This window comes from Bradyrhizobium sp. HKCCYLRH3097, from assembly GCF_051167875.1.
Taxonomy (GTDB): Bacteria; Pseudomonadota; Alphaproteobacteria; order Rhizobiales; family Xanthobacteraceae; genus Bradyrhizobium.
The window spans coordinates 104,512-128,322 of record NZ_JBNPTX010000016.1 but is presented as its reverse complement, the minus strand read 5'-3'; the positions used below and the strand labels follow the sequence as shown (position 1 = coordinate 128,322).

The 23,811-nt window shown below is 64.7% G+C and carries 15 protein-coding genes; 10 read left to right on the top strand and 5 right to left on the bottom strand.

Annotated features, from left to right (window positions below; genetic code table 11):
* The first annotated feature begins 223 nt into the window (after positions 1-223).
* Positions 224-523, top strand: a complete 300-nt coding sequence (locus ACQR0U_RS29855; RefSeq protein WP_434842923.1) for a VOC family protein — start codon at positions 224-226, stop codon at positions 521-523.
* 25 nt (positions 524-548) lie between these two features.
* Here the strand turns inward: ACQR0U_RS29855 and ACQR0U_RS29850 are convergent, their stop codons facing one another.
* From ACQR0U_RS29850 to ACQR0U_RS29840, 3 genes are all read right to left on the bottom strand, one after another.
* A complete protein-coding gene (locus tag ACQR0U_RS29850) occupies positions 549-2,087 on the bottom strand; it encodes a SpoVR family protein (RefSeq protein ID WP_315750207.1) in 1,539 nt (512 codons plus the stop codon).
* Entirely contained in the window at positions 2,084-3,361 is a 1,278-nt protein-coding gene (locus tag ACQR0U_RS29845) for a YeaH/YhbH family protein (protein ID WP_315718011.1), read from the bottom strand. Before ACQR0U_RS29845 ends, ACQR0U_RS29850 begins: the two co-directional genes overlap by 4 nt.
* A 225-nt stretch (positions 3,362-3,586) precedes the next feature.
* On the bottom strand, positions 3,587-5,530 hold the full coding sequence (locus ACQR0U_RS29840) for a PrkA family serine protein kinase (RefSeq protein ID WP_315718010.1): 1,944 nt from the start codon (positions 5,528-5,530) through the stop codon (positions 3,587-3,589).
* 602 nt (positions 5,531-6,132) lie between these two features.
* Here ACQR0U_RS29840 and ACQR0U_RS29835 point away from each other — a divergent pair.
* The 7 genes from ACQR0U_RS29835 (at position 6,133) to ACQR0U_RS29805 (ending at position 14,195) form a co-directional block, all read left to right on the top strand.
* Entirely contained in the window at positions 6,133-6,582 is a 450-nt protein-coding gene (locus tag ACQR0U_RS29835) for a hypothetical protein (RefSeq protein ID WP_434842826.1), read from the top strand.
* Positions 6,583-6,662: 80 nt separating this feature from the next.
* The gene (locus ACQR0U_RS29830) at positions 6,663-9,509 is read left to right on the top strand and encodes a bifunctional transaldolase/phosoglucose isomerase (protein WP_434842825.1); all 2,847 of its coding nucleotides are present in this window, start codon (positions 6,663-6,665) and stop codon (positions 9,507-9,509) included.
* Between the two features lie 14 nt (positions 9,510-9,523).
* Positions 9,524-10,561 carry a phosphogluconate dehydrogenase (NAD(+)-dependent, decarboxylating) gene (gene gnd / locus ACQR0U_RS29825; protein ID WP_434842824.1) on the top strand — a complete coding sequence of 346 codons (1,038 nt, stop codon included), beginning with the start codon at positions 9,524-9,526 and terminating at the stop codon, positions 10,559-10,561.
* On the top strand, positions 10,558-12,081 hold the full coding sequence (zwf, locus tag ACQR0U_RS29820; RefSeq protein WP_315718006.1) for a glucose-6-phosphate dehydrogenase: 1,524 nt from the start codon (positions 10,558-10,560) through the stop codon (positions 12,079-12,081). Before gnd ends, zwf begins: the two co-directional genes overlap by 4 nt.
* Before the next feature lie 2 nt (positions 12,082-12,083).
* Positions 12,084-12,833 carry a 6-phosphogluconolactonase gene (pgl, locus tag ACQR0U_RS29815; protein WP_315718005.1) on the top strand — a complete coding sequence of 250 codons (750 nt, stop codon included), beginning with the start codon at positions 12,084-12,086 and terminating at the stop codon, positions 12,831-12,833.
* Between the two features lie 22 nt (positions 12,834-12,855).
* On the top strand, positions 12,856-13,350 hold the full coding sequence (locus ACQR0U_RS29810; protein ID WP_316166626.1) for a gluconokinase: 495 nt from the start codon (positions 12,856-12,858) through the stop codon (positions 13,348-13,350).
* 20 nt (positions 13,351-13,370) lie between these two features.
* Complete coding sequence (locus ACQR0U_RS29805) at positions 13,371-14,195, top strand: HAD family hydrolase (RefSeq protein ID WP_434842823.1); 825 nt, start codon at positions 13,371-13,373, stop codon at positions 14,193-14,195.
* An 11-nt stretch (positions 14,196-14,206) separates the two neighbouring features.
* Here the strand turns inward: ACQR0U_RS29805 and ACQR0U_RS29800 are convergent, their stop codons facing one another.
* Both ACQR0U_RS29800 and malQ read right to left on the bottom strand, forming a co-directional pair.
* Positions 14,207-16,018, bottom strand: a complete 1,812-nt coding sequence (locus tag ACQR0U_RS29800; RefSeq protein WP_434842822.1) for a glycoside hydrolase family 15 protein — start codon at positions 16,016-16,018, stop codon at positions 14,207-14,209.
* Positions 16,019-16,058: 40 nt separating this feature from the next.
* Positions 16,059-18,011, bottom strand: a complete 1,953-nt coding sequence (gene malQ, locus ACQR0U_RS29795) for a 4-alpha-glucanotransferase (RefSeq protein ID WP_434842922.1) — start codon at positions 18,009-18,011, stop codon at positions 16,059-16,061.
* 356 nt (positions 18,012-18,367) lie between these two features.
* On the opposite strand from malQ, the gene treS reads away from it, so the two are divergent.
* A complete protein-coding gene (treS, locus tag ACQR0U_RS29790; RefSeq protein WP_434842821.1) occupies positions 18,368-21,673 on the top strand; it encodes a maltose alpha-D-glucosyltransferase in 3,306 nt (1,101 codons plus the stop codon).
* Positions 21,670-23,808, top strand: coding sequence for a 1,4-alpha-glucan branching protein GlgB (gene glgB, locus ACQR0U_RS29785; protein ID WP_434842820.1), 2,139 nt, complete (start codon positions 21,670-21,672; stop codon positions 23,806-23,808). Before treS ends, glgB begins: the two co-directional genes overlap by 4 nt.
* The last annotated feature ends 3 nt before the right edge of the window (positions 23,809-23,811 follow it).

Below are 23,811 nucleotides of genomic sequence, written 5' to 3'. Positions count from 1 at the left end.
CGGCCGGCTGCAACCACCCGGCCAACGGCGGGCACCATAGCGGGCTCATCAGCCTTGCGCCACTCGACGCGGGATGGAAAAGCTCGGTGAGGCCGGCCGGGAGGGAGAGATCATGACCAATGACGTAAAGAGGGTGTCCGCATTTCGCGCCATTCGCGCCATCGACTACACGGTGATCCTCGCCCGCGACTGGGACGTCATGCGGCAGTTCTAGGAGGAGGTCCTGGGCTTTCCGCTGCTCCGGGAACTGTCGCAGGGGTGGATCGAATTTCAGATCGGCGCCAACACGCTCGCGCTCGCTCGGCCGCAGCGGCTGACATCGGACCAGCCGACACCGCCGGGAAGCGCGGCGCTTCAACTCGCCTTCAAGGTGGGACGCGACGACGTCGACCGCTGCGCGGCCGAGCTGGCGGAGAAGGGCGTCGCGCTCCTGGAGCAGCCGAGGGACCAGCCCTTCGGCCATCGGACGCTGTTCTTCAGGGATCCCGACGGCAATCTGCTGGAGATCTTCGCGGAAATCTGACGTCGCTCAGGGCTTGGCGGCCGCGCTAGGCGGCCGCCGGTTGTATCCGGGGATTGAGCACGTACTCCTTCAGCACCTTGTCGGTGGCGGCGTCGACCTCGACCAGCGACACGTCGTAGCTCCAGAGATCGGCGAGATGCTGCAGCACGCGCTTGGTGTCGGTCTCGTTGAGCTGGGCGCCCTTGACCACCGTATGTCGCAGCATCAGGCGGCGATCGCCGGCGAGATCGACATCGACCACCTCGATGTTAGGATCGATGTAGCCGACATCGTACTGTTTCGACAGCTCGCGCCGGATGCGGCGATAGCCGCGCTCGTCGTGGATGGCGTCGACCAGGATGCCGGCGCGTTCGGCCGGATCGTCATGCAAATGGAACAGCTTGAAGCGCCGGATCAGGTTGGGGCTGAGGAACTGGCTGATGAAGCTCTCGTCGCGATAATTCGCCCAGACGTCACGCAGCACCGCCATTTCGTCGCCGGTGCCGGCGATGTCCGGAAACCACTCGCGATCCTCGTCGGTCGGGTCCTTCACGATGCGCTCGATGTCCTGCATGATCGCAAAGCCGAGCGCATACGGGTTGAAGCCGGAGAAGCGCGGATCGTCGAACTCCGGCTGGAACACGACGTTGGTGTGCGACTGCAGGAACTCCAGGAAGTTGCCGTCGGTGAGGCGGCCGTCCTGGTGCAGCCGGTTCATGATGCGATAGTGCACATAGGTCGCCGTGCCCTCGTTCATGACCTTGGTCTGGCCCTGCGGATAGAAATACTGCGCGATGTGGCGAACGATGCGCAGCAACTCGCGCTGCCAGGGCGCCAGCCGCGGCGCGGTCTTCTCCAGGAAATAGAGCAGGTTCTCCTGCGGGAGGCCGAGCAGCGCGCGACGGCGCTCGACGTTCAGCATCGCATTGGTCTTGACCGGGCCGGTCGGCACCGTGCGCCAGAGATCGTTGAACTGGCCCTCCTCGTAGAGCCTGCGCTTGCCGGCGCGCTTCTCCTCCTCGCGGAAGTCGAGCTTCTTCTTGCCCGGATAGCGGTCGACGCCGTGCGACATCAGCGCATGCGCCGCGTCGAGCGTATGCTCGACCGCGAGCCGGCCATAACGCTCCTCGCATTGCGCGATGTAGCCGCGGGCGAAATCGAGATAGTCGAGGATGCCGTCGGCGTCGGTCCACTGCTTGAACAGGTAGTTGTTCTTGAAGAAATGGTTGTGGCCGAACGCCGCGTGCGCGATCACCAAGGTCTGCATCGTCGCCGTGTTCTCCTCCATCAGATAGGAGATACAGGGCGAGGAGTTGATCACGATCTCATAGGCGAGGCCCATCAGGCCCTTGCGGTACGAGGCCTCGTGATAGGCGAAGTGTTTGCCGAACGACCAGTGCTTGTAGAACAGGGGCATGCCGACCGAGGAATAGGCGTCGAGCATCTGCTCGGCCGTGATCACCTCGATCTGGTTGGGATAGGTGTCGAGCCCGAGCTCCTTCTCGGCGACGGCTTCGCAGGCATCGTGGATGCGCTGCAGGGTGAGGAAATTCCAGTCTGCGCCCTCGAACAGCAGCCCGCTCATGACGCCGCCCTCTCCTGCGTGGTGCCGCGACGCTGAAACAGGTCGTGGAACACCGGGAAGATCTCGCTGCGGTCGCGGACCTTGCGCATCGACAGCGGCTCGCCATTGGCGCGCAGCCGCTCATACAGCGACCACAGCGCCGAGTCAGGCATCTCGAACGAATAGGTGCCGGATTCGCCGACCTCGAGATAGGCGAAGAACTGCGACACCGGCAGGATGTTGTCGGTCAAGAGCCGCGCGACGTTCTCGGAATCCGAGGTGGCGTTGTCGCCGTCGGAGGCCTGCGCCGCGTAGATGTTCCAGTCCGAGGGGCGGAAGCGCGAGCGGACGATGTCGTGCATGCATTGCAGGGCGCTCGACACCAAGGTGCCGCCGGACGCCGGTCCGTAGAAGAACGTCTGCTCGTCGACCTCCTCGGCGCGATCGGTATGGCGGATGAAGACGATCTCGACATGGCGGTAGCGCCGGGTCAGGAACACGTAGAGCAGCATGTAGAACCGCTTGGCGAGGTCCTTCATGTGCTCCGACATCGAGCCGGACACGTCCATCAGGCAGAACATCACGGCCTGTGCGATCGGCTTCGGCACGGCCTCGAAGCGCCGGTAGCGGATGTCGATCGGATCGATGAAGGGGATGCGCTTGGCCTTCGCCTTCAGCGCCTCGATCTCGGCCAGAAGCGCGGCGCGCTTGTCGTCGTCGGTCTCCTGCTCCAGCTGGGCTTCGAGTTCGGCAATCGCCTCCGGCCGCGGACGGCGCAGCGCGACGCGGCGGGCCAAGGCGCGGGTGACGGTGCGGCTGATCGAGATATTGGCCGGCGAACCCGAGGTCGAATAGCCCGCGCGTACCAGCCCCTCGCTCTCGGCCTCGGCGAATTTGCGCTTGGCGAGATCGGGCAGCTCGAGATCGTCGAGGAAGAGGTTGACGAACTCCTCCTTGCTCAGCACGAAGCGGAACGCGTCCTCGCTGTCGCCTTGTCCGGGCGCCGACTTGCGGCCGCTGCCGTCGCCGGAGCGCGGCAGGATGTCGCCTTCGACGAACTTCTTGTTGCCGGGCAACACCATGTCGCGGGTGCCGCCCTCGCGGCGGAAGCGAGGCTCGTCCATGCCGTCGAGCGGGATCGAGACCTCGCCGCCCTCCAGCACGTCCTTGATGTCGCGGTCCTGCGAGGTCTTCTTGACCGCTCCCTGAACCAGGGCCTTGGCGCGGCGCAAAAATCGCTGGCGATTTTCGAGACTTTTGCCGCCCGGATTCAGGCGCCGATCAATGATGTGCATGACCACGTTCCATACGCCTCCTGCTGCAGCGGCTTCGACTCCTGCTCTCCCCCGCCGCGATGCCGCGGTGCAGTATCGGACCCGACACTGCAACGGCACCCTCTGCCTGTCCGACGCCTCCCAGCGAAGCTCAGCGTCGAACGTTTCGCTCGTTTCGTAGCCCTGGCGCCGACGTCAGACCGATGGCCTGCCGCACCTGCAGTGAACATCGGCGCCGGACCACGATCAACCCGCCTGCTTCACGCGCATGTACCACTCGACCAGCCGGCGGACCTGCCGCTCGGTGTAGCCGCGTTCGACCATGCGCGCGACGAAGTCGTCGTGCTTCTTCTCGGTCTCGCCGTCCTTCTTGGTACCGAACGAGATGACCGGAAGCAGATCCTCGACCTGCGAGAATATCCTCTTTTCGATGACTTCGCGGATCTTTTCGTAGGAGGTCCAGGACGGATTTTTGCCACCATTCTGGGCCCGGAAGCGCAGCGAGAACTTGACAACCTCGTTGCGGAAATCCTTCGGGTTGGCGATCCCGGCCGGCTTCTCGATCTTGGTCAGCTCCTGGTTCAGCAGCTCGCGATTGAGCAGCTGTCCCGTATCGGGATCCTTGAAGTCCTGATCCTCGATCCAGGCATCGGCGTAGTCGACGTAGCGGTCGAACAGGTTCTGGCCGTAATCGGAGTAGGATTCCAGATAGGCCTTCTGGATCTCGTGACCGATGAACTCGGCGTAGCGCGGCGCCAGATCCGCCTTGATGAATTCGAGGTAGCGCTTCTCGATCTCCTCGGGCAGTTGCTCGCGCTTGATCGACTGTTCCAGCACGTACATCAGATGCACGGCATCGGCCGACACTTCCGCCGTGTCGTGATTGTAGGTCGCAGCCAGCACCTTGAAGGCAAAGCGGGTGGAGATGCCGTCCATGCCCTCGTCGACGCCGGCGGCGTCGCGATATTCCTGCACGCTGCGCGCCTTCGGATCGGACTCCTTGAGGCTCTCGCCGTCATAGACCCGCATCTTGGCGTACAACGTCGAATTCTCGTGCTTGCGCAGGCGCGACATCACCGAGAATCTGGCGAGCGTGTCCAAGGTCGCGGGCGCGCACGGCGCGGCGGAGAGCTCGGAGCCCTGGATCAGCTTCTCATAGATCTTGCGCTCCTCGGTGACGCGCAGGCAGTACGGCACCTTGATGACGCAGATCCGGTCGATGAAGGCCTCGTTGTTCTTGTTGGTCTTGAAGCTCTGCCACTCCGCCTCGTTGGAGTGGGCGAGGATCACGCCATTGTAGGGAATCGCGCCGATGTTCTCGGTGCCGATATAGTTGCCCTCCTGCGTCGCCGTCAGCAGCGGATGCAGCATCTTGATCGGCGCCTTGAACATCTCGACGAATTCGAGGATGCCCTGGTTGGCGCGGTTGAGGCCGCCCGAATAGCTGTAGGCGTCGGGATCGTTTTGCGCGTAGGTCTCGAGCTTGCGGATGTCGACCTTGCCGACCAGCGAGGAGATGTCCTGGTTGTTCTCGTCGCCCGGCTCGGTCTTGGCGATGCCGATCTGGCGCAGCCGCGACGGCTGGATCTTGGCGACGCGGAACTGCGAGATGTCGCCGCCGAAGGCTTCGAGCCGCTTGTAGCACCACGGGCTCATCAGGCCCGACAGGCGGCGGCGCGGAATGCCGTATTTCTCCTCGAGCATCGGGCCCAGCGTGTCGGGATCGAACAGGCCGAGCGGCGACTCGAACACGGGGCTCAACTCATCTCCCGCCTTGAGCACGTAGATCGGATGAGTTTCCATCAACTGCTTCAGCCGTTCGGCGAGCGACGACTTGCCGCCGCCGACCGGTCCGAGCAGATAGAGGATCTGCTTGCGCTCTTCGAGACCCTGCGCGGCGTGCCGGAAGAAGCCGACGATGCGCTCGATCGTGTCTTCCATGCCGTAGAAGCCGGCGAACGCGGGATACAGCCGAACCGTCCGGTTCAAAAAAATACGGCCAAGGCGTGGGTCCTTGGCCGTATCGATCATCTGAGGCTCACCGATCGCAGCTAGTAGTCGTTCAGCGGCGTTCGCGTATCGCATCGGGTCGGTTCGACACGATTCTAGATATTCCTGCATCGACATGTCGGTCTGGCTGCGTGCCTCGAACGACCTTGCGAACGCGTTGAACAACGAATCGTTGTACATGATCCCTCTCCACGTAGGTTCCGCTGCACTGCTGCAACGGGCCGAGATCCAAGTACGTTCCTGCTGATCCCGAACCGACTCAGAGTGAAGCGCGCTAGCCCCCATTGGGCACCGTCTTCGTCCTTTTCCGCAACGCAAAGTGCATGCAGCATATGCCCTATCAACATGCACTTCGCTCAATAGTTCGGCAAAAGCCGGCCGACTCTCTCCATTTGTACCCCATTGTCTCTGCTTCGCAACATCCGCAATACCCCGGCACCGTAGTCTTCCTGCGCCGCACAAGGTGTTGTGAAGCCACGTGAACTGGCGGCGAGACAGCACCGGGATCAGTCTGTCTTCCGGAAGTGAACCGCGAGTGAACGCCAACGGTCGCGCAGCTGCGCCAGGCAGCGAATGTCTCATTCGCGGAGCGACATGATGCGCGCCGGCCACGGTGGTCGAACAGATGGCCCCGCTGCGAGCACATCAACCATCGCTCACGCGACGCCATCGTGATCAGGCGAGCGATGAACGCGCGCATCTCACAGCCATCTGCACACATGTTCACCGCTAGAACCGAATGCCGTGACGTAACGCGCGGCCGAAACCGGACGGATCACTCGATGCTGATCATTGCCATGATCAGGTTGCGGCTCGCCACCGAATGTCTGCAAGCAGAAAGCATCATGGGTTATCCGCCGATCACGAGCCGCAGCCGACGCGACAATCGCAAGACGCTCGCCTTGATCCGTGACGTGAGGCACCATTACCCAGAACACATGTGGCCGCTTTCCGGCATTGCAAGGCGGAGAAGGTTTGATCGACGGCATTTGCTCGCCACGATGGGAGACCTCCGGCACGCGGGAGTCGCGGAGGCCGACGCGAGCCGAACGCTGGCCGCGCTTGGCGAACCTTCCCCACGCCTTGGTCGAACGGTCGGCAGCAGGCTTCAGGCTGCCTGCACGCCTCCCGCGGGCGCGCGCCGCCGGCACGTCGAGCCCGGCGCGAAGCTCTTGGGATTCCAGAGGGATCAATCCATTATGAATGGCGTTCTCCTGTGGGCTGGCGCATAGTTGTTCATGTGAGGTCCACGACTTGGCAGGCCGCCAGGCGGGAACCCGAAAAAGCAAGCCGACGCACATAGATAGGCATCATGAATCCGGTCAAAGCTCTCGAAGAACACGGCCAGGCGGTCTGGCTCGATTTCCTCGCACGCGGCTTCGTCGCCAAAGGCGACCTCAAGCGGCTGATCGATGAGGATGGCGTCAAGGGCGTCACCTCGAATCCCGCGATTTTCGAGAAGGCGATCGGCAGCTCCGATGAATATGACGCGCCGATCGCCACGGCGCTGAAGAACGGCGATCGATCGCCGACGCAGCTGTTCGAGGCCGTCGCCGTCGAGGATATCCAGAATGCTGCCGACGTGTTGCGGCCGGTCTACGACCGCTTCGATGGCAATGACGGCTTCGTCAGCCTCGAAGTCTCGCCCTATCTGGCGATGGACAGCAAAGCGACCATCACCGAGGCCGAACAGCTCTGGAAGGCGGTCGACCGCAGGAATCTGATGATCAAGGTGCCGGCGACCGACGCCTGCCTGCCGGCCATCCAGCACCTGATCTCCAAGGGCATCAGCGTCAACATCACCCTGCTGTTTTCGCAAGACGTCTACCGGCAGGTCGCCGAAGCCTACATTGCCGGCCTCGAGGCCTACGTCGGCGCCGGCGGCGATCCGTCGCATGTCGCCAGCGTGGCGTCGTTCTTCGTCAGCCGCATCGACAGCGTGGTCGACAAGCAACTGGACGAGAAGATCGCCCAGGCCAACGATCCCTCGGAGAAGGAGCGGCTGGCGGCGCTCAAGGGCAGGATCGCCATCGCCAACGCCAAGATGGCGTATCAGGATTACAAGCGGCTGTTCGCAGGCGCGCGCTGGGAGCGGCTGGCCGAGCAAGGCGCCAAGCCGCAGCGGCTGCTCTGGGCCTCCACAGGTACCAAGAACAAGGATTACAGCGATGTCCTCTATGTCGAGGAGCTGATCGGGCCGAACACCGTCAACACCGTGCCGCCGGCCACGCTGGACGCCTTCCGCGATCACGGAGAGGTGCGCGACAGCCTGGAGGAAGACGTCGATGCCGCCCAGGCCGCCCTGGAGGATCTGGCGAAGACCGGCATCTCGCTCGACGACATCACCGCAGATCTCGTGGTCGACGGCGTCAGGCAGTTCGCCGACGCCGCCGACAAGCTCTACGGCGCGGTTGCGCACAAGCGCGCCGTCGTGCTGGGGACAGGACTTGGGCAGCAGACGATCGCCGTTGCTGCTGATCTCGAGAAGAAGGTCGCCTCCGCTACCGAGGACTGGCGCAAGGACGCCAGGATCCGCCGGCTCTGGCATAAGGATGCGACCGTCTGGACCGGCCATGACGAGCACAAATGGCTGGGCTGGCTGACCAGCGCGGAGAAAGCCGATATCGGCGATTATGAGGACTATGCGCAGCGGGTGAAGGGACAGAAGTTTTCCGACGCCGTGGTCCTCGGCATGGGCGGCTCCAGCCTCGGGCCGGAAGTGCTCGCCGAGACGTTCCCGCGCAGGGCCGGCTTCCCCAGGCTGCACGTACTCGATTCCACCGACCCCGCGCAGGTGCGCGCGATGGAGAAGGCGATCGACATCACCCGTACGGTGTTCATCGTCTCCTCGAAGTCGGGCGGCACCACCGAGCCGAACGCGATGAAGGACTACTTCTTCGCGCGCGTCTCCGAGGCGATCGGGCCGAAGAAGGCCGGCCATCGCTTCATTGCCGTGACCGATCCCGGCTCGTCGCTGGAGAAGGCGGCCAAGGCGCAAGGCTTCGCCCGCATCTTCCACGGCGAGCCGACCATCGGCGGCCGCTATTCGGTGCTGTCGCCGTTCGGCCTGGTGCCGGCCGCGACCGCCGGCATCGACGTGCGCAGGCTGATCACGCAGGCGCTGTCGATGGTGCGCTCCTGCGGGCCCGACGTGCCGCCGCTGCAGAACCCGGGCGTTCAGCTCGGCTTGACGATGGGTCTCGCCGGCCTCGAAGGCCGCGACAAGATAACGATCTTCGCCTCGCCCAAGATCGCCGATTTCGGTGCCTGGGCCGAGCAGTTGATCGCGGAGTCCACGGGCAAGGAAGGCAAGGGCCTCATCCCGATCGATGGCGAGCCAGTCGCCTCGCCCGAGGTCTACGGTCATGATCGCTTCTTCATCGACATCAGGATCGGCGGCGACGACGTGGCCGGCCATGATGCAAAGCTCGCCGCGCTCGAGGAGGCCGGCCATCCGGTCGTGCGCATCGTCATGAAGTCGATCGACCAGCTCGGCCAGGAATTCTTCCGCTTCGAAATGGCGACCGCCGTTGCCGGCGCCGTGCTCGGCATCAACCCGTTCGACCAGCCCGACGTCGAATCGGCCAAGATCAAGACCCGCGAACTGACGGCGGCGTTCGAGCAGAGCGGCGCGCTGCCGGCCGAGGAGCCGGTGGTCTCGATCAAGGGCTGCGAGCTCTACACGGATGCACAGAACGTCGAGAGCCTGCGCGAGCATGGCGCCGACGGCACGCTCGCGTCCTGGCTGAAGGCGCATCTCGGCCGCGCCGGCGACGGCGACTACATCGCCCTGCTCGGCTATATCGACCGCAACGCAGGCAATATCGACACGCTGCAGCGGATCCGGCTGAGGCTGCGCGATGCCAAGCACCTCGCCACCTGCGCCGAGTTCGGTCCGCGCTTCCTGCACTCGACCGGCCAGGCCTACAAGGGCGGTCCGGACAGCGGCGTGTTTCTCCAGATCACGGCCGACGATGCCCAGGATCTGCCGATCCCCGGGCAGAAGGCGAGCTTCGGCGTGATCAAGGCGGCGCAGGCGCGCGGCGACTTCGACGTGCTCACCGAGCGCGGGCGCAGGGCTCTTCGGGTCCATCTCAAGGGCAATCTGAAATCGGGCCTGAAGATGCTCGACAGCGCGATCAGTGAAGCGCTGAGCTAGGAAGGGCATCGTCGATGCAATTGGGAATGATCGGTCTCGGGCGGATGGGCGGCAACATCGTGCGCCGCCTGATGCGCGCCGGACACGCCTGCGTGGTCTATGATCGCGACGCAAAGGCCGTCGCCGCGCTGGTTTCCGAGGGCGCCACCGGCGCCGCGAGCCTCGAGGAGTTCGTCGGCAAACTCGCCCTCCCGCGGCACGCCTGGGTCATGCTGCCGGCCGGCAAGATCACGGAAGCCACCGTCGAGCAGCTCACCAAGCTGATGAGCCGAGACGACGTCGTCATCGACGGCGGCAACAGTTTCTGGCAGGACGACGTCCGCCGCGGCAAGGCGCTCAAGGAGCGCGGTCTGCACTACGTCGACGTCGGCACCTCCGGCGGAGTCTGGGGCCTCGACCGCGGCTACTGCATGATGATCGGCGGCGACAAGCCGGTCGTCGACCGACTCGATCCGATCTTCGCGACGCTAGCGCCAGGCATGGGCGACATCCCGCGCACACCGGGCCGTGACGGCCGCGACCCGCGCGTCGAACAGGGCTACATCCATGCGGGGCCGACTGGCGCCGGCCATTTCGTCAAGATGATCCACAACGGCATCGAATATGGCCTGATGCAGGCCTATGCCGAGGGCTTCGACATCCTCAGGAATGCGAACAGCGCGGCGCTGCCCGAGGCGCATCGCTTCGACTTCGATCTCGCTGACATCGCCGAGGTGTGGCGCCGCGGCAGCGTCATTCCGTCCTGGCTGCTCGACCTCACCGCCAGCGCGCTCGCGCGGCAGCCCGGTCTGGAGAAATATTCCGGCTATGTCGAGGATTCCGGCGAGGGCCGCTGGACCGTGAATGCGGCGATCGACGAAGCGGTGCCGGCCGAGGTGTTGACCGCCGCCTTGTTCGCCCGTTTCCGCTCGCGCCAGGAGCACACCTTCGCGGAAAAGATTCTCTCGGCGATGCGCGAAGGCTTTGGCGGGCACAAGGAGCCTGAACAGCACCCAGACCCGGCGCGCCAGAGCGCGCCCGAGATCGTCAAGCCCAGGGACGACCGCGCGTGACCCCGCTGCATCCGCACCAGCCGCAACATCAGAAGCCTGACGCTTGCGCCTTCGTGATCTTCGGTGTGACCGGCGATCTGACCCATCGGCTCGTCTTGCCATCGCTTTACAATCTCGCGGCCAATCATCTGCTGCCGGACAGGTTCTGCATCGTCGGCATTGCCCGCAAGGGCACGTCGAGCGAGCAACTGCGCGACAATCTCATGGAAGGCCTACGCAAATACGCCACACGCCCGATCGAGGATGAGATCGCGCAGCGCCTGTTGCAATGCGTGACTGCGATTGAGGCCGATCCGAAGGAGCCGGAAAGCTTCGATCAGTTGAAGGCGAAGCTGGAAAAGCTGGAAGCCGCGCGGGAGACCCACGGCAATCGGCTGTTCTATCTCGCGACGCCGCCGAGCGCCTTTGCGCCGATCGCGCAACAGCTCGGGCGCGTCGGGTTGCTGCGCGAGGACGGCAAGGCTTGGCGCCGCCTCGTGGTGGAAAAGCCGTTCGGCACCGACCTCGCCTCGGCCAAGAAGCTGAACGACGAGCTTCTGCAGCTCGTGACCGAGCACCAGATCTACCGGATCGATCATTACCTCGGCAAGGAGACGGTGCAGAACATCCTGGTGCTGCGTTTCGCCAATGGCATGTTCGAGCCGATCTGGAACAGGCATCACATCGACCACGTGCAGATCACCGTCGAGGAGAAGCTCGGCGTCGGCACGCGCGGCAGCTTCTACGACGCGACCGGCGCGCTGCGCGACATGGTCCCCAACCATCTCTTCCAATTGCTGTCGCTGGTGGCGATGGAGCCGCCGGCACGGTTCGATGCGCATACCGTCCGCTCCGAGAAGGCGGAGGTGCTGTCGGCGATCCAGCCGTTGAGCGAACGGGAGGCGCTGCTCAATTCGGTGCGCGGCCAGTACACGGCTGGCATGATCGGCGACGCCGAGCTGCCCGACTATCTGAGGAGCAAGGACGTCCGCCCCAACAGCACCACCGAGACCTATGCCGCCTTCAAGCTCACGATCGACAATTGGCGCTGGGCCGGCGTTCCGTTCTATCTGCGCACCGGCAAGGCGCTCGGCGCCAAGCGCACCGAGGTCGCGATCAAGTTCCGCCAGGCGCCGTTCGCGATGTTCAGTTGCACGCCGATCGAGACCCTGGCCGAGAACTATCTGGTCATCGGCATCGAGCCGACCCAGAGCATCACGCTGCAGTTCAACACCAAGGTGCCCGGCCCCACCATCCGCACCGATGGCGTGCAGATGAAGTTCAATTACAAGGACTATTTCCAGGCCGAGCCCGCCACCGGCTACGAGACGCTGATCTATGACTGCATGATCGGCGACAACATCCTGTTCCAGCGCGCCGACAGCGTCGAGGCCGGCTGGAAGGCCGTCGAGCCGTTCATCGGGGCGTGGAAGAAGGCCGGCCGCGATGGCCTGCATTCCTACGCGGCCGGCAGCGAGGGACCTGAGGCGGCGGCCGATCTCCTGGCCCGCGACGGCCGCAGCTGGCGCAAGCTGATTTAGCCGTGGCCGGGCCGCAGAACCGCAAACTCGTGCGAGTCGCGGACCAGGCGACGATGGCGAGGGTCGCGGCCGAACATCTCCTGGCCCGCATCGACGCAAATCCGGGGACCATAGCCGTCTGCCTCACCGGGGGATCGAGCCCGAGGCAGCTTTATCAGCTGCTGGCGACGGACGCCTATCGCGAGCGGATTGCATGGCCGCGCGTGCACTGGTTCATCGGCGACGAGCGCTATGTTCCGGCCGGAGATCCCCTGCACAACATGACCATGGCCCGCCACGCGTTCCTCGATGCCTGCGCGCCGGCCGCCAACATCCACCCGATCGCGACCGATAGGTCGGACCCGGAGGCCAGTGCCCGCGACTATCAGCGCACGCTGGAAGCGTTCTACGGCGCCGGGCGGCTCGCCCCCGCGCGGCCGCTGTTCGACCTTGTGCTGCTCGGCATCGGCCCCGACGGCCATGTCGCGTCGCTATTCCCCGGTTTTCCCGCCGTTGATGTCGCCGATCGCTGGGTCGTCGGCGTCGACAAGGCTCACGTCGCTCCCTTCGTGCCGCGGATCAGCCTGACCTTGCCTGCGCTCGCCTCCTGCCGAACCATGCTGTTTGAGATCGCCGGTACCGACAAGCGCGCGATCATGACGCGGGTGCTGGCCGGTGAGGACCTGCCGGCCAATCGCGCCCGCTCAAATCGGGAGACGATCCTGCTCATCGACAGCGAGGCCTGGCCGGAGGGGCGAAGTGGCGACATCTGACCTGCCCCATGCGCTCGTCATCATGGGCGTGTCCGGCTCCGGCAAGAGCACGATCGGGAAAACATTGGGGCAACGCCTCGGCTGGCGCTTCGAGGATGGCGACAGCTTTCACCCGCCCGCAAACGTCGCCAAGATGAGCGCCGGCCACCCGCTCACGGACGAGGATCGCTGGCCCTGGCTGCAGGCGATTGCCCAGGAGATCGCGCGTTGCCGTACTGCGGGCCAGCACATCATCATCGCCTGCTCTGCACTCAAGAAGGCCTATCGCGATATCCTGGTCGGCGGCTGTAACGATGTCCGCATGGTCTATCTCCAAGGCAGTCAGGAGCTGATCGGCAGACGGATGAGCCATCGCAAGGGGCACTTCATGCCGCCGGGCCTGCTCGCCAGCCAATTCGCCACCCTGGAACCACCTGACGCCGCCGAGCGTCCCATTACAGTCTCGGTCGACGCGCCAGTCGCGGCGATCGTGGACGACATCATGCAACAGCTTCACGCCGGTCGGGGCTGCGCCTGACCCGCGAACAGGAAGGGCTCATGACCCGCATCGCTCTCGTCGTATCCGACGTCGACGGCACGCTGCTGACCAAGGACAAGGTTCTGACCGAGCGGGCCGCGAAGGTGGCGCGACGGCTGCACGAATGTGGCGTCGCCTTCACGCTCACCTCGAGCCGCCCAGCGATCGGAATGCGCTTTCTGATCGAGCCGCTGCAGATCAGCCTTCCGGTCGGCCCGTTCAACGGCAGCTCGATCATCGACGCCGATATGCGCCCGCTCGAGCAGAGCCTGATCCCGCCCGCCGCCGCCGCGCGCTGCGTCGATCTTCTCCAACAATCCAGGGTCGACATCTGGGTCTTCACCAATGATGCCTGGCTGACGCGCAATCCGGACGGCGAATACGTCCCGAACGAGCGGCGCGCGATACGCGCGGAGCCGACGATCGTCGACGATTTCTCCCACTATCTGTCGAACGCCTGCAAGATCGTCGGCGCCAGCAGCGATTTCGAGCTGCTGGCGCACTGCGAGAGCCAGATGCAGCAGACGCTGGGGACCGAGGCGACGGCGGTCCGCTCGCAGAGCTACTATCTCGACATCACTCCGCCCGGGCGCAACAAGGGCACCTTCGTCACGGCGATGGCCAAGCGGCTCGGCGTTCCGCTCCACCAGGTCGCGACCATCGGCGACATGCACAACGATGTCGCGATGTTCGAGGTGAGCGGATTGTCGATCGCCATGGGCAATGCCAGCGACGAGGTGAAGAGCAAAGCCAAGCGCATTACCACGTCCAATCAGGACGAAGGCTTTGCCAATGCCATGGAGATGATCCTGGCGGAAAACGCGCAAGGCTCATCCGCAAGCTGACGCGCGGCGGCTCAGGCTCCCGACCGCTGCCTTGCGGGTTTGTCGCTGGCCTTCTTGGCGCTGCTCAGATTATGCGCCGTGTTGATCAGCGCGATATGGGTCAGCGCCTGGGGAAAGTTGCCGGTCTGCCGCCGTGCCTCGGTGTCGTATTCTTCGGCCAGCAGCCCAACGTCGTTGGCGATGTTCACCACGCGGCGGAACAGCGTCTCGGCCTTCTCCGTATCGCCCGCCAGGACGTGCGCGTCGGCCAGCCACAGCGTGCAGGCCAGGAACGCGCCTTCGATCGGCTGCTGCTCGTCCGGCGGGACCTCGCGCGGATCGTGCCGGAGCACGAAGCCGTCCCGCAGCAGATGCTCCTCGATCGCGTCGACCGTGCCGCGAATGCGCGAATCGGAGCACGGCAGGAAGCCGACCGCCGGCAACAGCAGCAGGCTGGCATCGAGCAGCCGCGAGCCATAGGACTCCACGAAGCTGCCGAGGCTTTCGTCGTAGCCCTTGGCGCAGACATCGCGATGAATCGTCTCGCGCAGCCGCCGCCAGCGCTCCAACGGTGCCTTGAACCCGAACTTCTCCGCGCTCGTGATCGCGCGATCGAACGCCACCCAGGTCATCACCTTGGAGAACACGTAATGACGGCCATCGCCGCGGCGTTCCCAGATGCCGTGGTCGGGCTGGTCCCAGACGTCGGTGAGATGGTCGAGCACCGCGCATTCCAGGTCCCAGGTGCCGTCGTCCAGCTTGAGCTTGGTCATGCGGGCCTGATGGAAGGCATCCATCAGCTCGCCGTAGACGTCGAGCTGGAGCTGCGCATGCGCGGCATTGCCGATCCGCACCGGCTGGGCACCCTCGTAGCCCGGCAGCCACTCGGCCTCCCACTCCATCAGCCGCCGCTGGCCCATGATGCCATACATGATCTGCATGTAGGCGGGAGCGCCGGCCGCGGCGCGCAGCAGCCAGTTGTGCCAGGCCAGCGCTTCCTCGGTGTAACCTGAGTTCATCAACGCGAGCAGCGTGAACGTCGCGTCACGCAGCCAGCAGAATCGGTAGTCCCAATTGCGCCGGCCGCCGAGCTTCTCCGGCAGCGAGGTGGTCGGCGCGGCGACGATGCCGCCAGTCGGCGCGTAGGTGAGCGCCTTCAAGGTGATCAGCGAGCGCATCACGAGTGCGCGATGCTCGCCCTGATAGGTGCAGCGCCGCGACCAGTCGGCCCAGAAGGTTTCGGTGTCATCCAGCGCCTGATCCGGATCGATCGCCTTGGGCGCCGGCAGATGCGACGGACCGTAGGTGAGCACGAAAGGCACGGTTTCGCCGGCAGCGACCTCGAACTCCGCCACCGTGGTCATGTCCGCGCCGCGGGTCGCGACGGGCGTATGCAGCACCGCCATGTCCTGGCCGCAGATGGCGAGCAGCGCGGAGCGATCCTCGGAACGCTTGACCCAGGGAATCTCGATGCCGAACCCGAAGCGGATGATCAGCTCCATCCGCATGGCGACCCGGCCGGAGACGCCGCGGACCAGCCGAACGACATCGGAGGCCCTGCCCCGCGGCGGCATGAAATCGATCATCTCGACGGTGCCGGTCGCAGTTTCGTATCGCGTCTCGAGGATGAGACTGTCGCCGCGATAACGTCGAGACGTCGATCGGACGTCGCCGCGCGGCTCGATCAGCCAGCGGCCGTGGCTGCGATCACCCAGCAGGCCGGCGAAACAGGCGTCGGAATCGAACGCCGGCCAGCACAGCCAGTCGATCGACCCGTTCCGGCTCACCAGGGCAGCCGTCTCACAATCGCCAATCAGGGCGTAGTCTTCGATCCTGCAGGACATTTGTTATCCGCGTGCAACTGCCCCCCGCAATCCCCCCGTTCTAAACGCCGGCCGGGCTGATCCGTTCGGCGGTCGCCGCCTTCAACGCCGCGACGCTGGTCGCACCGGCGATGTCCTCGAGCTTGATCGGCATCTTGCGGCGCCAGTTCGGATGCTCGTCGATCGTGCCGGGAATATTGGGCTGATCGACCACCTCCAGCAGATCCTCCAGGGAAATCACCAGCAGCCGGGACCGCGTCCGCGACAGGAAGGCGATCGCTGAGTGGACGTCGTTGGCTTGAATGCCGTGTTGGCGGAGCACCTCGTCCCAGAGCCCCAACGCATCCCAGCGATCTTGGTCGCTTTCACCGGGATCGATGCCCAGCCCGCGCTTGGTCTTGAGATCGCCGAACGAGCGCCAGCCGGCGTAGGTCGAGAGGTCGTGGGTATTCAGCGTCACCAGCGCGTTCGGCGGATAGAAGTCGACATCGCGGAAGCGGCCGTTGTCGTCGCGTTCGAAGATCATCACCTTGTAGGACCACAAGCCCCAATCGGCCATCTGTTCGCGAAAGCCCTCCGGCACGGTGCCGAGATCCTCGCCAATGACGATGCATTCATTGGCGACGCTCTCGATGACGGTCGCGGCCAGCAGCGCCTCGAACGGCATCTGCACGTACGCGCCCTGCTTGGCCGGAAATCCGTGCGGCACCAGGTACAGCCGCTTCAAACCGAGCACATGGTCGAGCCGGATCGCGCCGGCATGCCGCATCGACGCCCGAACCATCTCCCGGAACGGCTCGAAATTCTTCAGCGCCAGTCCCGGCGCGTTGAACCCGGCGAGCCCCCAGTTCTGCCCGACCGTGTTCAAGGGATCGGGCGGCGCCCCGACGGAGAGCGTGCGCGAAATGGCGCCCTGCTCGTTCCAGGCATCGAAGCCGTCGGATTGAACGCCGACCGCGACGTCGAGATACAAGCCGACCTTCATTCCCAGCCGATGCGCGAGATCCCGGCAATGGCGCAATTGTCGCTCGGCGAGCCATTGCACATAGGCGATGAACTCGGCCTCCCTCCGGTCGGGGCCGCTGAGCAGCGCCGCGCAGCGCGCAGCATCGGGCTGCCGCCACTCCTCGGGCCAGTCCCACCAGGGCTTCTGGAAGCGATGCCGCAACACCTCGAAGCAGGTGAAGCGGGCCAGCAGCTCGCCACGCTCGGCCCGATAGGCCTTGAACTCCGCAGCGGCCGCGGCGTCGGGCGCAGCCATGAAAGCGTCGAAGGCGGCACGCAGGGCCGGCCATTTCAACGCCGCCACACCCTTGTAGTCCACCAGCTCGGCCTGCCGCACCGGCTCCAGCACCTTGCTGCCGGGCCCCTTCGCGAAGCCCGGGGCCTGCTCGACATCGACATAGAGCGCATTCAGGAACAGCCGGCTGTTCGGCGCATAAGGGCTGAAATCGCCCGGCCGATCGTCGAACAGCGCATGCAACGGATTGAGGCCGACGCCATCGGCGCCGATTTCGGCGCAAAGCGTGATGAGATTGGCAAGGTCGGTGAAATCGCCCATGCCCCAGTTGCGGCCGGATCGAATGCCGTAGAGCTGGACCGCCAGCAGCCAGACGCGGTCGAAATCACCGGCGAAGGCCTTCGCCGGCGCGACGAGCAGCGGCAGCTCCTCGCGGTACGACGACGCATCCACCAGCTCGAGGCGGTAGCTGCCGACCGGCAGATCACCCGGCCACTCGACCAGGGCCTCGCCGGCGTCTCCCTTCGCGATCTCAGCGTCGCCACGCCTGATGGTCCACCTGACCGGCAGCTTCGCCGCCTCGGTCAGGCGGCTGCGCGCGGGCTGCCCGGAGCGAATCACCACCGCATCGCTCAGCAGCCGATGCGGCGTGGGCCGGGGAAAGGCCTCCACGATGATCTTGAGGGCCGCTTCGTCGGTCACACGACGGTGCCCCTGACCATCGTAGAATTCTGTCAGGATTCCGAGACTATGGGCTTCGCTGTAGAGATCCATTCGGCACGCGATCTGGACGTAACGGCAAGTCGTACGTCGTAAAATTGTTGTGGGACGGCAAGAGGATAAGCCCCTAACGCCGCGGCAAGGCCGTCGTTCCCCGGGGAACAAAACGAGCCTTGCGGCTTTGTAATTTGGGGTCGTCTCGGTTTCTAGCGAACTGGGACGCCGTTTTATTGTCAATGGCATCACCGTGAACAAATTTGCGCACACGTTCGAGAGCGTCGCCCTCAAAGACGCTTTCTCCCCTATTCTGCCCTCTTTTGAGGAGAGCCGCATCTGTCGAGGCCGAGACATCTTTCGAGACGCCTCCGATCGCAGCCGCATCATCATCCTCTCTCCTAGGTGAGGGCCTCATGAACCTGATGTCATCCCTGGATTCGCCCAGCCTGCAGACCGAGCCCGACGGCGACGGTCTCTGGTACAAGGACGCGATCATCTATCAGCTGCACGTCAAGGCGTTCGCCGACAGCAACAATGACGGCGTCGGCGACTTCGCCGGCCTGACCGACAAGCTGGACTATCTGCAGGACCTCGGCGTCACCACGCTGTGGCTGTTGCCGTTCTACCCCTCGCCCGGCCGCGACGACGGTTACGACATCGCCGATTACGGCAGCATCAATCCCGATTTCGGGACGATGAAGGAGTTCAAGCGCTTCATCCAGGAAGCCAAGCGGCGCGGCCTGCGGGTGATCACCGAACTCGTCGTCAACCACACCTCCGACCAGCATCACTGGTTCAAGCGCGCCCGGCGCAGCCCGCCCGGCTCCAGCGCCCGCAACTGGTACGTCTGGAGCGACACCGACCAGAAATATCTCGGCACCCGAATCATCTTCACCGATACCGAGAAGTCCAACTGGACCTGGGATCCGGAGGCCGGCCAGTTCTACTGGCACCGCTTCTTCTCGCACCAGCCGGACCTCAACTTCGACAATCCACGCGTGGTCAACGCGATCGTCCAGGTGATGAAGCGCTGGCTCGATGCCGGCGTCGACGGCTTCCGGCTCGACGCCATTCCCTATCTCTGCGAACGCGACGGCACCAACAACGAGAACCTCCCGGAGACGCATGCGATCATCAAGCGCCTGCGTGTCGAGCTCGACAGTTACGCCAAGGATAAGCTGCTGCTGGCCGAGGCCAACCAGTGGCCCGAGGACGTGCAGGAGTATTTCGGCCAGGGCGACGAGTGCCACATGGCCTACCACTTCCCGCTGATGCCGCGCATCTACATGGCGATCGCCCAGGAGGACCGCTTCCCGATCACCGACATCCTGCGCCAGACGCCCGACATTCCCGCGACCTGCCAATGGGCGCTGTTCCTGCGCAATCATGACGAGCTGACCCTGGAGATGGTCACCGACGTCGAGCGCGACTATCTGTGGTCGACCTACGCCAACGATCCGCGTGCGCGCATCAATGTCGGCATCCGCCGCCGCCTCGCGCCGCTGATGGACAACGACCGGCGCAAGATCGAGCTGATGAACTCGCTGCTGATGTCGTTCCCCGGCACGCCGATCATCTATTACGGCGACGAGATCGGGATGGGTGACAACATCTATCTCGGCGACCGCAACGGCGTACGAACGCCGATGCAATGGACGCCCGACCGCAATGGGGGCTTCTCGCGCGCCGACCCGGCGCGGCTCTACGCGCCGATGATCATGGACCCGGTGTACGGCTACGAGGCGGTCAATGTCGAGGCGCAGTCGCGCAGCCTCTCGTCGCTTTTGAACGCCACCAAGAAGCTGATCTCGGTGCGCAAGTCGACGCTGGCCTTCGGCAGGGGCACCATGACCTTCATCCGCCCGGCCAACCGGTCGGTTCTGGCCTATGTCCGCCAATACAAGGACGAGGTCATCCTCTGCGTCGCCAACCTGTCGCGCTCGGCGCAGGCGACCGAGCTCGATCTCTCGCCGTTCAAGGATCGCGTCCCGATCGAAATGCTCGGCCGCTCGCGCTTTCCCGCCATCGGCGAGCTGCCTTACATGATCACGCTCGCGCCCTACGGATTCTACTGGTTCCAGCTCAAGGAGCGCGAGAAGTCGGAGCCCATCATCCAGCGCGCGGTACCGGAGTTCGAGACGCTGGTCGTGCCGCTCGGCTCGACCTGGGTATCGCTGGCTCGCACTCGCAGCGTGTTCGAACGCGACGTTCTGCCCGGTCATCTGGCGCGCGCGCGATGGTACCCCGAGCGCTCGGCGGACGCGATCCATCCGACGCTGACCTCGGCGATCCCGTTCTGCGACATCGGCGACAACCGGCCCTGGCTGATCTTCTTCAAGGCCGCCGAGCGCGACGAGAAGCGGCGCTATCTGCTGCCGATGCAGATCGAGTGGGTGCGTTTCGATCGCGATCGCTACAATCCGCAGGCCTTCGCCGCCGTGCGCCAGGGCGCCCGCGAGGGAACGCTGCTCGATGCAGCGACGAGCCCGATCTTTCTTGCGCTGCTCCTGCACAATCTGAAGCAAGCGTTGACGGTCGAGGAAAACGGGGTGCGCCTCGAATTCCGGCCGACGTCGCGGTTTCCCGACAAGCAGATCCGCGAATCGGAACAGGTGCGCGTGGTCGAGACCGACCGCTGCAGCAGCAAGGCGGTGGTCAACAACGAGTTCTTCATCAAGCTCCGCCGCGAGCTGGAGGCTGGTCCGCACCCGGAGATCGAGATCGGCGGTTTCCTCACGGAAACCGTAGGCTTCGGCAATGTCCCGCCGCTGCTCGGCAGTGTCGAGGTGATCCAGGAGGGCGAGCGGCAGACCGTCGGCTGCGTCCACGGCTTCGTCGAGAACCAGGGCGACGGCTGGACCGTCAGCGCCGCCTATCTCGATCGCTACGTCGACGACCAGCGCGTGTTCGCCGCGAGCGGCGACGAGCGGCAGAGCGAGGAGCTGTCGCCCTATCTGCGCTACATGGCGCAGGCAGGCCGTCGCGTCGGCGAGTTGCATGCGGCGCTCGCCTCGCGCAGCGACATCGTCGATTTCGCGCCCGAGCCCGCGAACGCAGATCATCTCGATCACTGGATCGACCGGCTGCGCGGCCAGGCTGACCGGATCCTCACGGGCCTGAGCGAGCGCCGCGATCACCTCAAGGATCCGGAACGAGGGCTGGTCGACCAGGTGCTCGCCAGGCGCGGCGAGCTGTCGGAGCGACTCAGCAGCTTGATCCCGCACCATATCGGCGGCAGCGACATCCGGCTGCATGGCGATTTCCATCTCGGCCAGATCCTCATCGTCAAGGACGATATTTTCATCATCGACTTCGACGGTGACGAGGAGCAGCCGCTTGCCGAGCGTCGGCGCAAGGCGCCGCCGGCGCGCGACATCGCAGGCTTCCTGCGCTCGATCGATTGCTCGGTCCGCGTCGCCCAGGAGCGCGCCCTGAGGGCGAGCCAGGACGATCACGGCCGTATCGCCGCCGCGCTGTCGGAATGGCGCGACCAGGCAGCGACCGCCTTCTTGGCTGGCTATCGCGAGATCAAGGCCAGTCAGCGCCTCTGGCCGGACGATCCGCATACGGCGGAGGCGCTCCTTAACTTTTTCATGCTGGAAAAAGCCCTCGGAGCGCTCGAATATGATCTGGCTCACCGGCCGGACTGGTTGCGCATCGCATTGAGCAACCTGCTTCGCGTCCTGTCCGAGCCAGCATCAGCCAGCGAGTCCTCATGACCCATCTTTCTCCCGAGGCGTTTGCGATCATCGAAGGTCGGCATGCCGACCCGTTTCGCTATCTCGGTCAGCACAATGTCGACGGGCGGGCCGTCGTGCGCGCGTTCCTGCCCGAGGCCTCCCGCGTCGAGGTGGTCGGCGAGCACGGCGACGTCGCCGCGCTGACGCGCATCCATGATGCCGGCCTGTTCACCGGGACCATGCCGTCGCTGCAGCGCTATCGGCTTCGGGCGACATTCGGCGACCACGTCACCGACCTCGAAGATCCTTATCGTTTCCTGCCGATCCTGAGCGACTTCGACCTGCATCTGCTCGGCGAAGGCAATCATGAGCGGCTCTACGACAAGCTCGGCGCGCATCCAATGGTGCTCGACGGCGTCGACGGCGTCGGATTCGTTGTGCTCGCGCCGAACGCGCGTCGCGTCAGCGTGGTCGGCGATTTCAACTTCTGGAATGCGCGGCGCCACCCGATGCGCGTCCGCGGCAACGGCTACTGGGAGCTGTTCATTCCCCGCGCCAGGGCCGGCGACCACTACAAGTTCGACATCATCGGCCCGCAGGGCGAGCACCTGCCGCTGAAATCGGACCCGATGGCCTTCGCGGCCGAGATGCGTCCCAAGACCGCATCGATCGTGGTCGACGAGTCCAGCCTGCCGCAACCTCGGCCGGCGCCGCATGACATCAACAAGCTGAACAGGCCGGTCTCGATCTATGAGGTGCATCTCGGCTCGTGGCGGCGCAAGGACAATAACCAGTGGCTGACCTATCGCGAACTCGCCGAGCAACTGCCGGCCTATGCACGCGACATGGGCTTCACGCACATCGAATTCCTGCCGGTCAGCGAGCACCCGTTCGACGGCTCCTGGGGCTATCAGCCGACCGGCCTGTTCGCGCCGACCAGCCGCTTCGGCAGTCCTGAGGACTTCTGTGCGCTGGTTGATGCGTGCCACCGCGAGGGCCTCGCGGTGTGGCTCGACTGGGTGCCAGGCCATTTCCCGGATGACCCGCACGGCCTAGGCCATTTCGACGGCACCGCGCTGTACGAGCACGCCAACCCGATGCAGGGCCGGCATCTCGACTGGGGCACGCTGATCTACAATTACGGCCGCACCGAAGTCGCCAATTTCCTGCGCTCGAACGCGCTGTTCTGGCTGGAGCGCTACGGCATCGACGGTCTGCGCGTCGATGCGGTCGCCTCGATGCTCTATCTCGACTACAGCCGTCCATCCGGCGGCTGGATTCCGAACAAATATGGCGGGCGCGAGAACCTCGAAGCCATCGAGTTTCTGCGCCGGACCAATATCGACGTGTTCGGCCATTTCCCGCAGGCGACCACGGCTGCCGAGGAATCCACGGCGTGGCCGCAGGTGTCTCGCCCGGTCGACATGGGCGGGCTCGGTTTCGGCTACAAGTGGAACATGGGCTGGATGCACGACACCTTGCGCTACATCAGCAAGGACCCGATCCACCGCAAATATCACCACGGCGAGATCCTGTTCGGCCTGCACTACGCCTTTTCGGAAAACTTCATCCTGCCGCTGTCGCATGACGAGGTCGTGCACGGCAAGCGCTCCATCCTTGGCCGGATGCCGGGCGACGACTGGCAGCGTTTTGCCAACCTGCGTGCGTATTACAGCTTCATGTTCGGGCATCCCGGCAAGAAGCTCCTGTTCATGGGCTGCGAGCTCGCCCAGGAGCGCGAGTGGAATCACGATACCTCGCTCGACTGGCATCTGCTCGGCGACGCCAAATATGCCGGCATCCAGGCCCTGATCCGCGACCTCAACCACCTCTACCGCAACGTGCCGGCGCTGCATGAGCGGGACTGCGAGCCTGCCGGCTTCGAGTGGTTGACGACCGACGACTCCGACCGAAACGTCTTCGCCTGGGTGCGCAAGGGCTTCGATGAGCACGCGCGCTGCGTCGTGGTCGTGAACTTTTCGCCCAACGTGTATTACAATTACCGGGTCCGCGTGCCGTTCGGCGGCAGATGGAGGGAAGCTTTCAATTCCGACTCCCTGCATTATGGCGGCAGCAATGTCGGCAACGTCGGCCAGGTCCATGCCTCTGAAGAACACCAGCTCAACCTCATCCTCCCGCCCATGGCAGCGGTATTTCTCCTCCCGGAAGCCTGACGC

Bases quoted from the DNA above. Each gene is read 5' to 3' on its own strand.
- ACQR0U_RS29850 (WP_315750207.1), bottom strand. From the start codon at position 2,087: ATGAGCGGGCTGCTGTTCGAGGGCGCAGACTGGAATTTCCTCACCCTG.
- ACQR0U_RS29845 (WP_315718011.1), bottom strand. From the start codon at position 3,361: ATGCACATCATTGATCGGCGCCTGAATCCGGGCGGCAAAAGTCTCGAA.
- ACQR0U_RS29840 (WP_315718010.1), bottom strand. From the start codon at position 5,530: ATGTACAACGATTCGTTGTTCAACGCGTTCGCAAGGTCGTTCGAGGCA.
- ACQR0U_RS29835 (WP_434842826.1), top strand. From the start codon at position 6,133: ATGCTGATCATTGCCATGATCAGGTTGCGGCTCGCCACCGAATGTCTG.
- ACQR0U_RS29830 (WP_434842825.1), top strand. From the start codon at position 6,663: ATGAATCCGGTCAAAGCTCTCGAAGAACACGGCCAGGCGGTCTGGCTC.
- gnd (WP_434842824.1), top strand. From the start codon at position 9,524: ATGCAATTGGGAATGATCGGTCTCGGGCGGATGGGCGGCAACATCGTG.
- ACQR0U_RS29810 (WP_316166626.1), top strand. From the start codon at position 12,856: ATGGGCGTGTCCGGCTCCGGCAAGAGCACGATCGGGAAAACATTGGGG.
- ACQR0U_RS29805 (WP_434842823.1), top strand. From the start codon at position 13,371: ATGACCCGCATCGCTCTCGTCGTATCCGACGTCGACGGCACGCTGCTG.
- ACQR0U_RS29800 (WP_434842822.1), bottom strand. From the start codon at position 16,018: ATGTCCTGCAGGATCGAAGACTACGCCCTGATTGGCGATTGTGAGACG.
- malQ (WP_434842922.1), bottom strand. From the start codon at position 18,011: ATGGATCTCTACAGCGAAGCCCATAGTCTCGGAATCCTGACAGAATTC.
- treS (WP_434842821.1), top strand. From the start codon at position 18,368: ATGAACCTGATGTCATCCCTGGATTCGCCCAGCCTGCAGACCGAGCCC.
- glgB (WP_434842820.1), top strand. From the start codon at position 21,670: ATGACCCATCTTTCTCCCGAGGCGTTTGCGATCATCGAAGGTCGGCAT.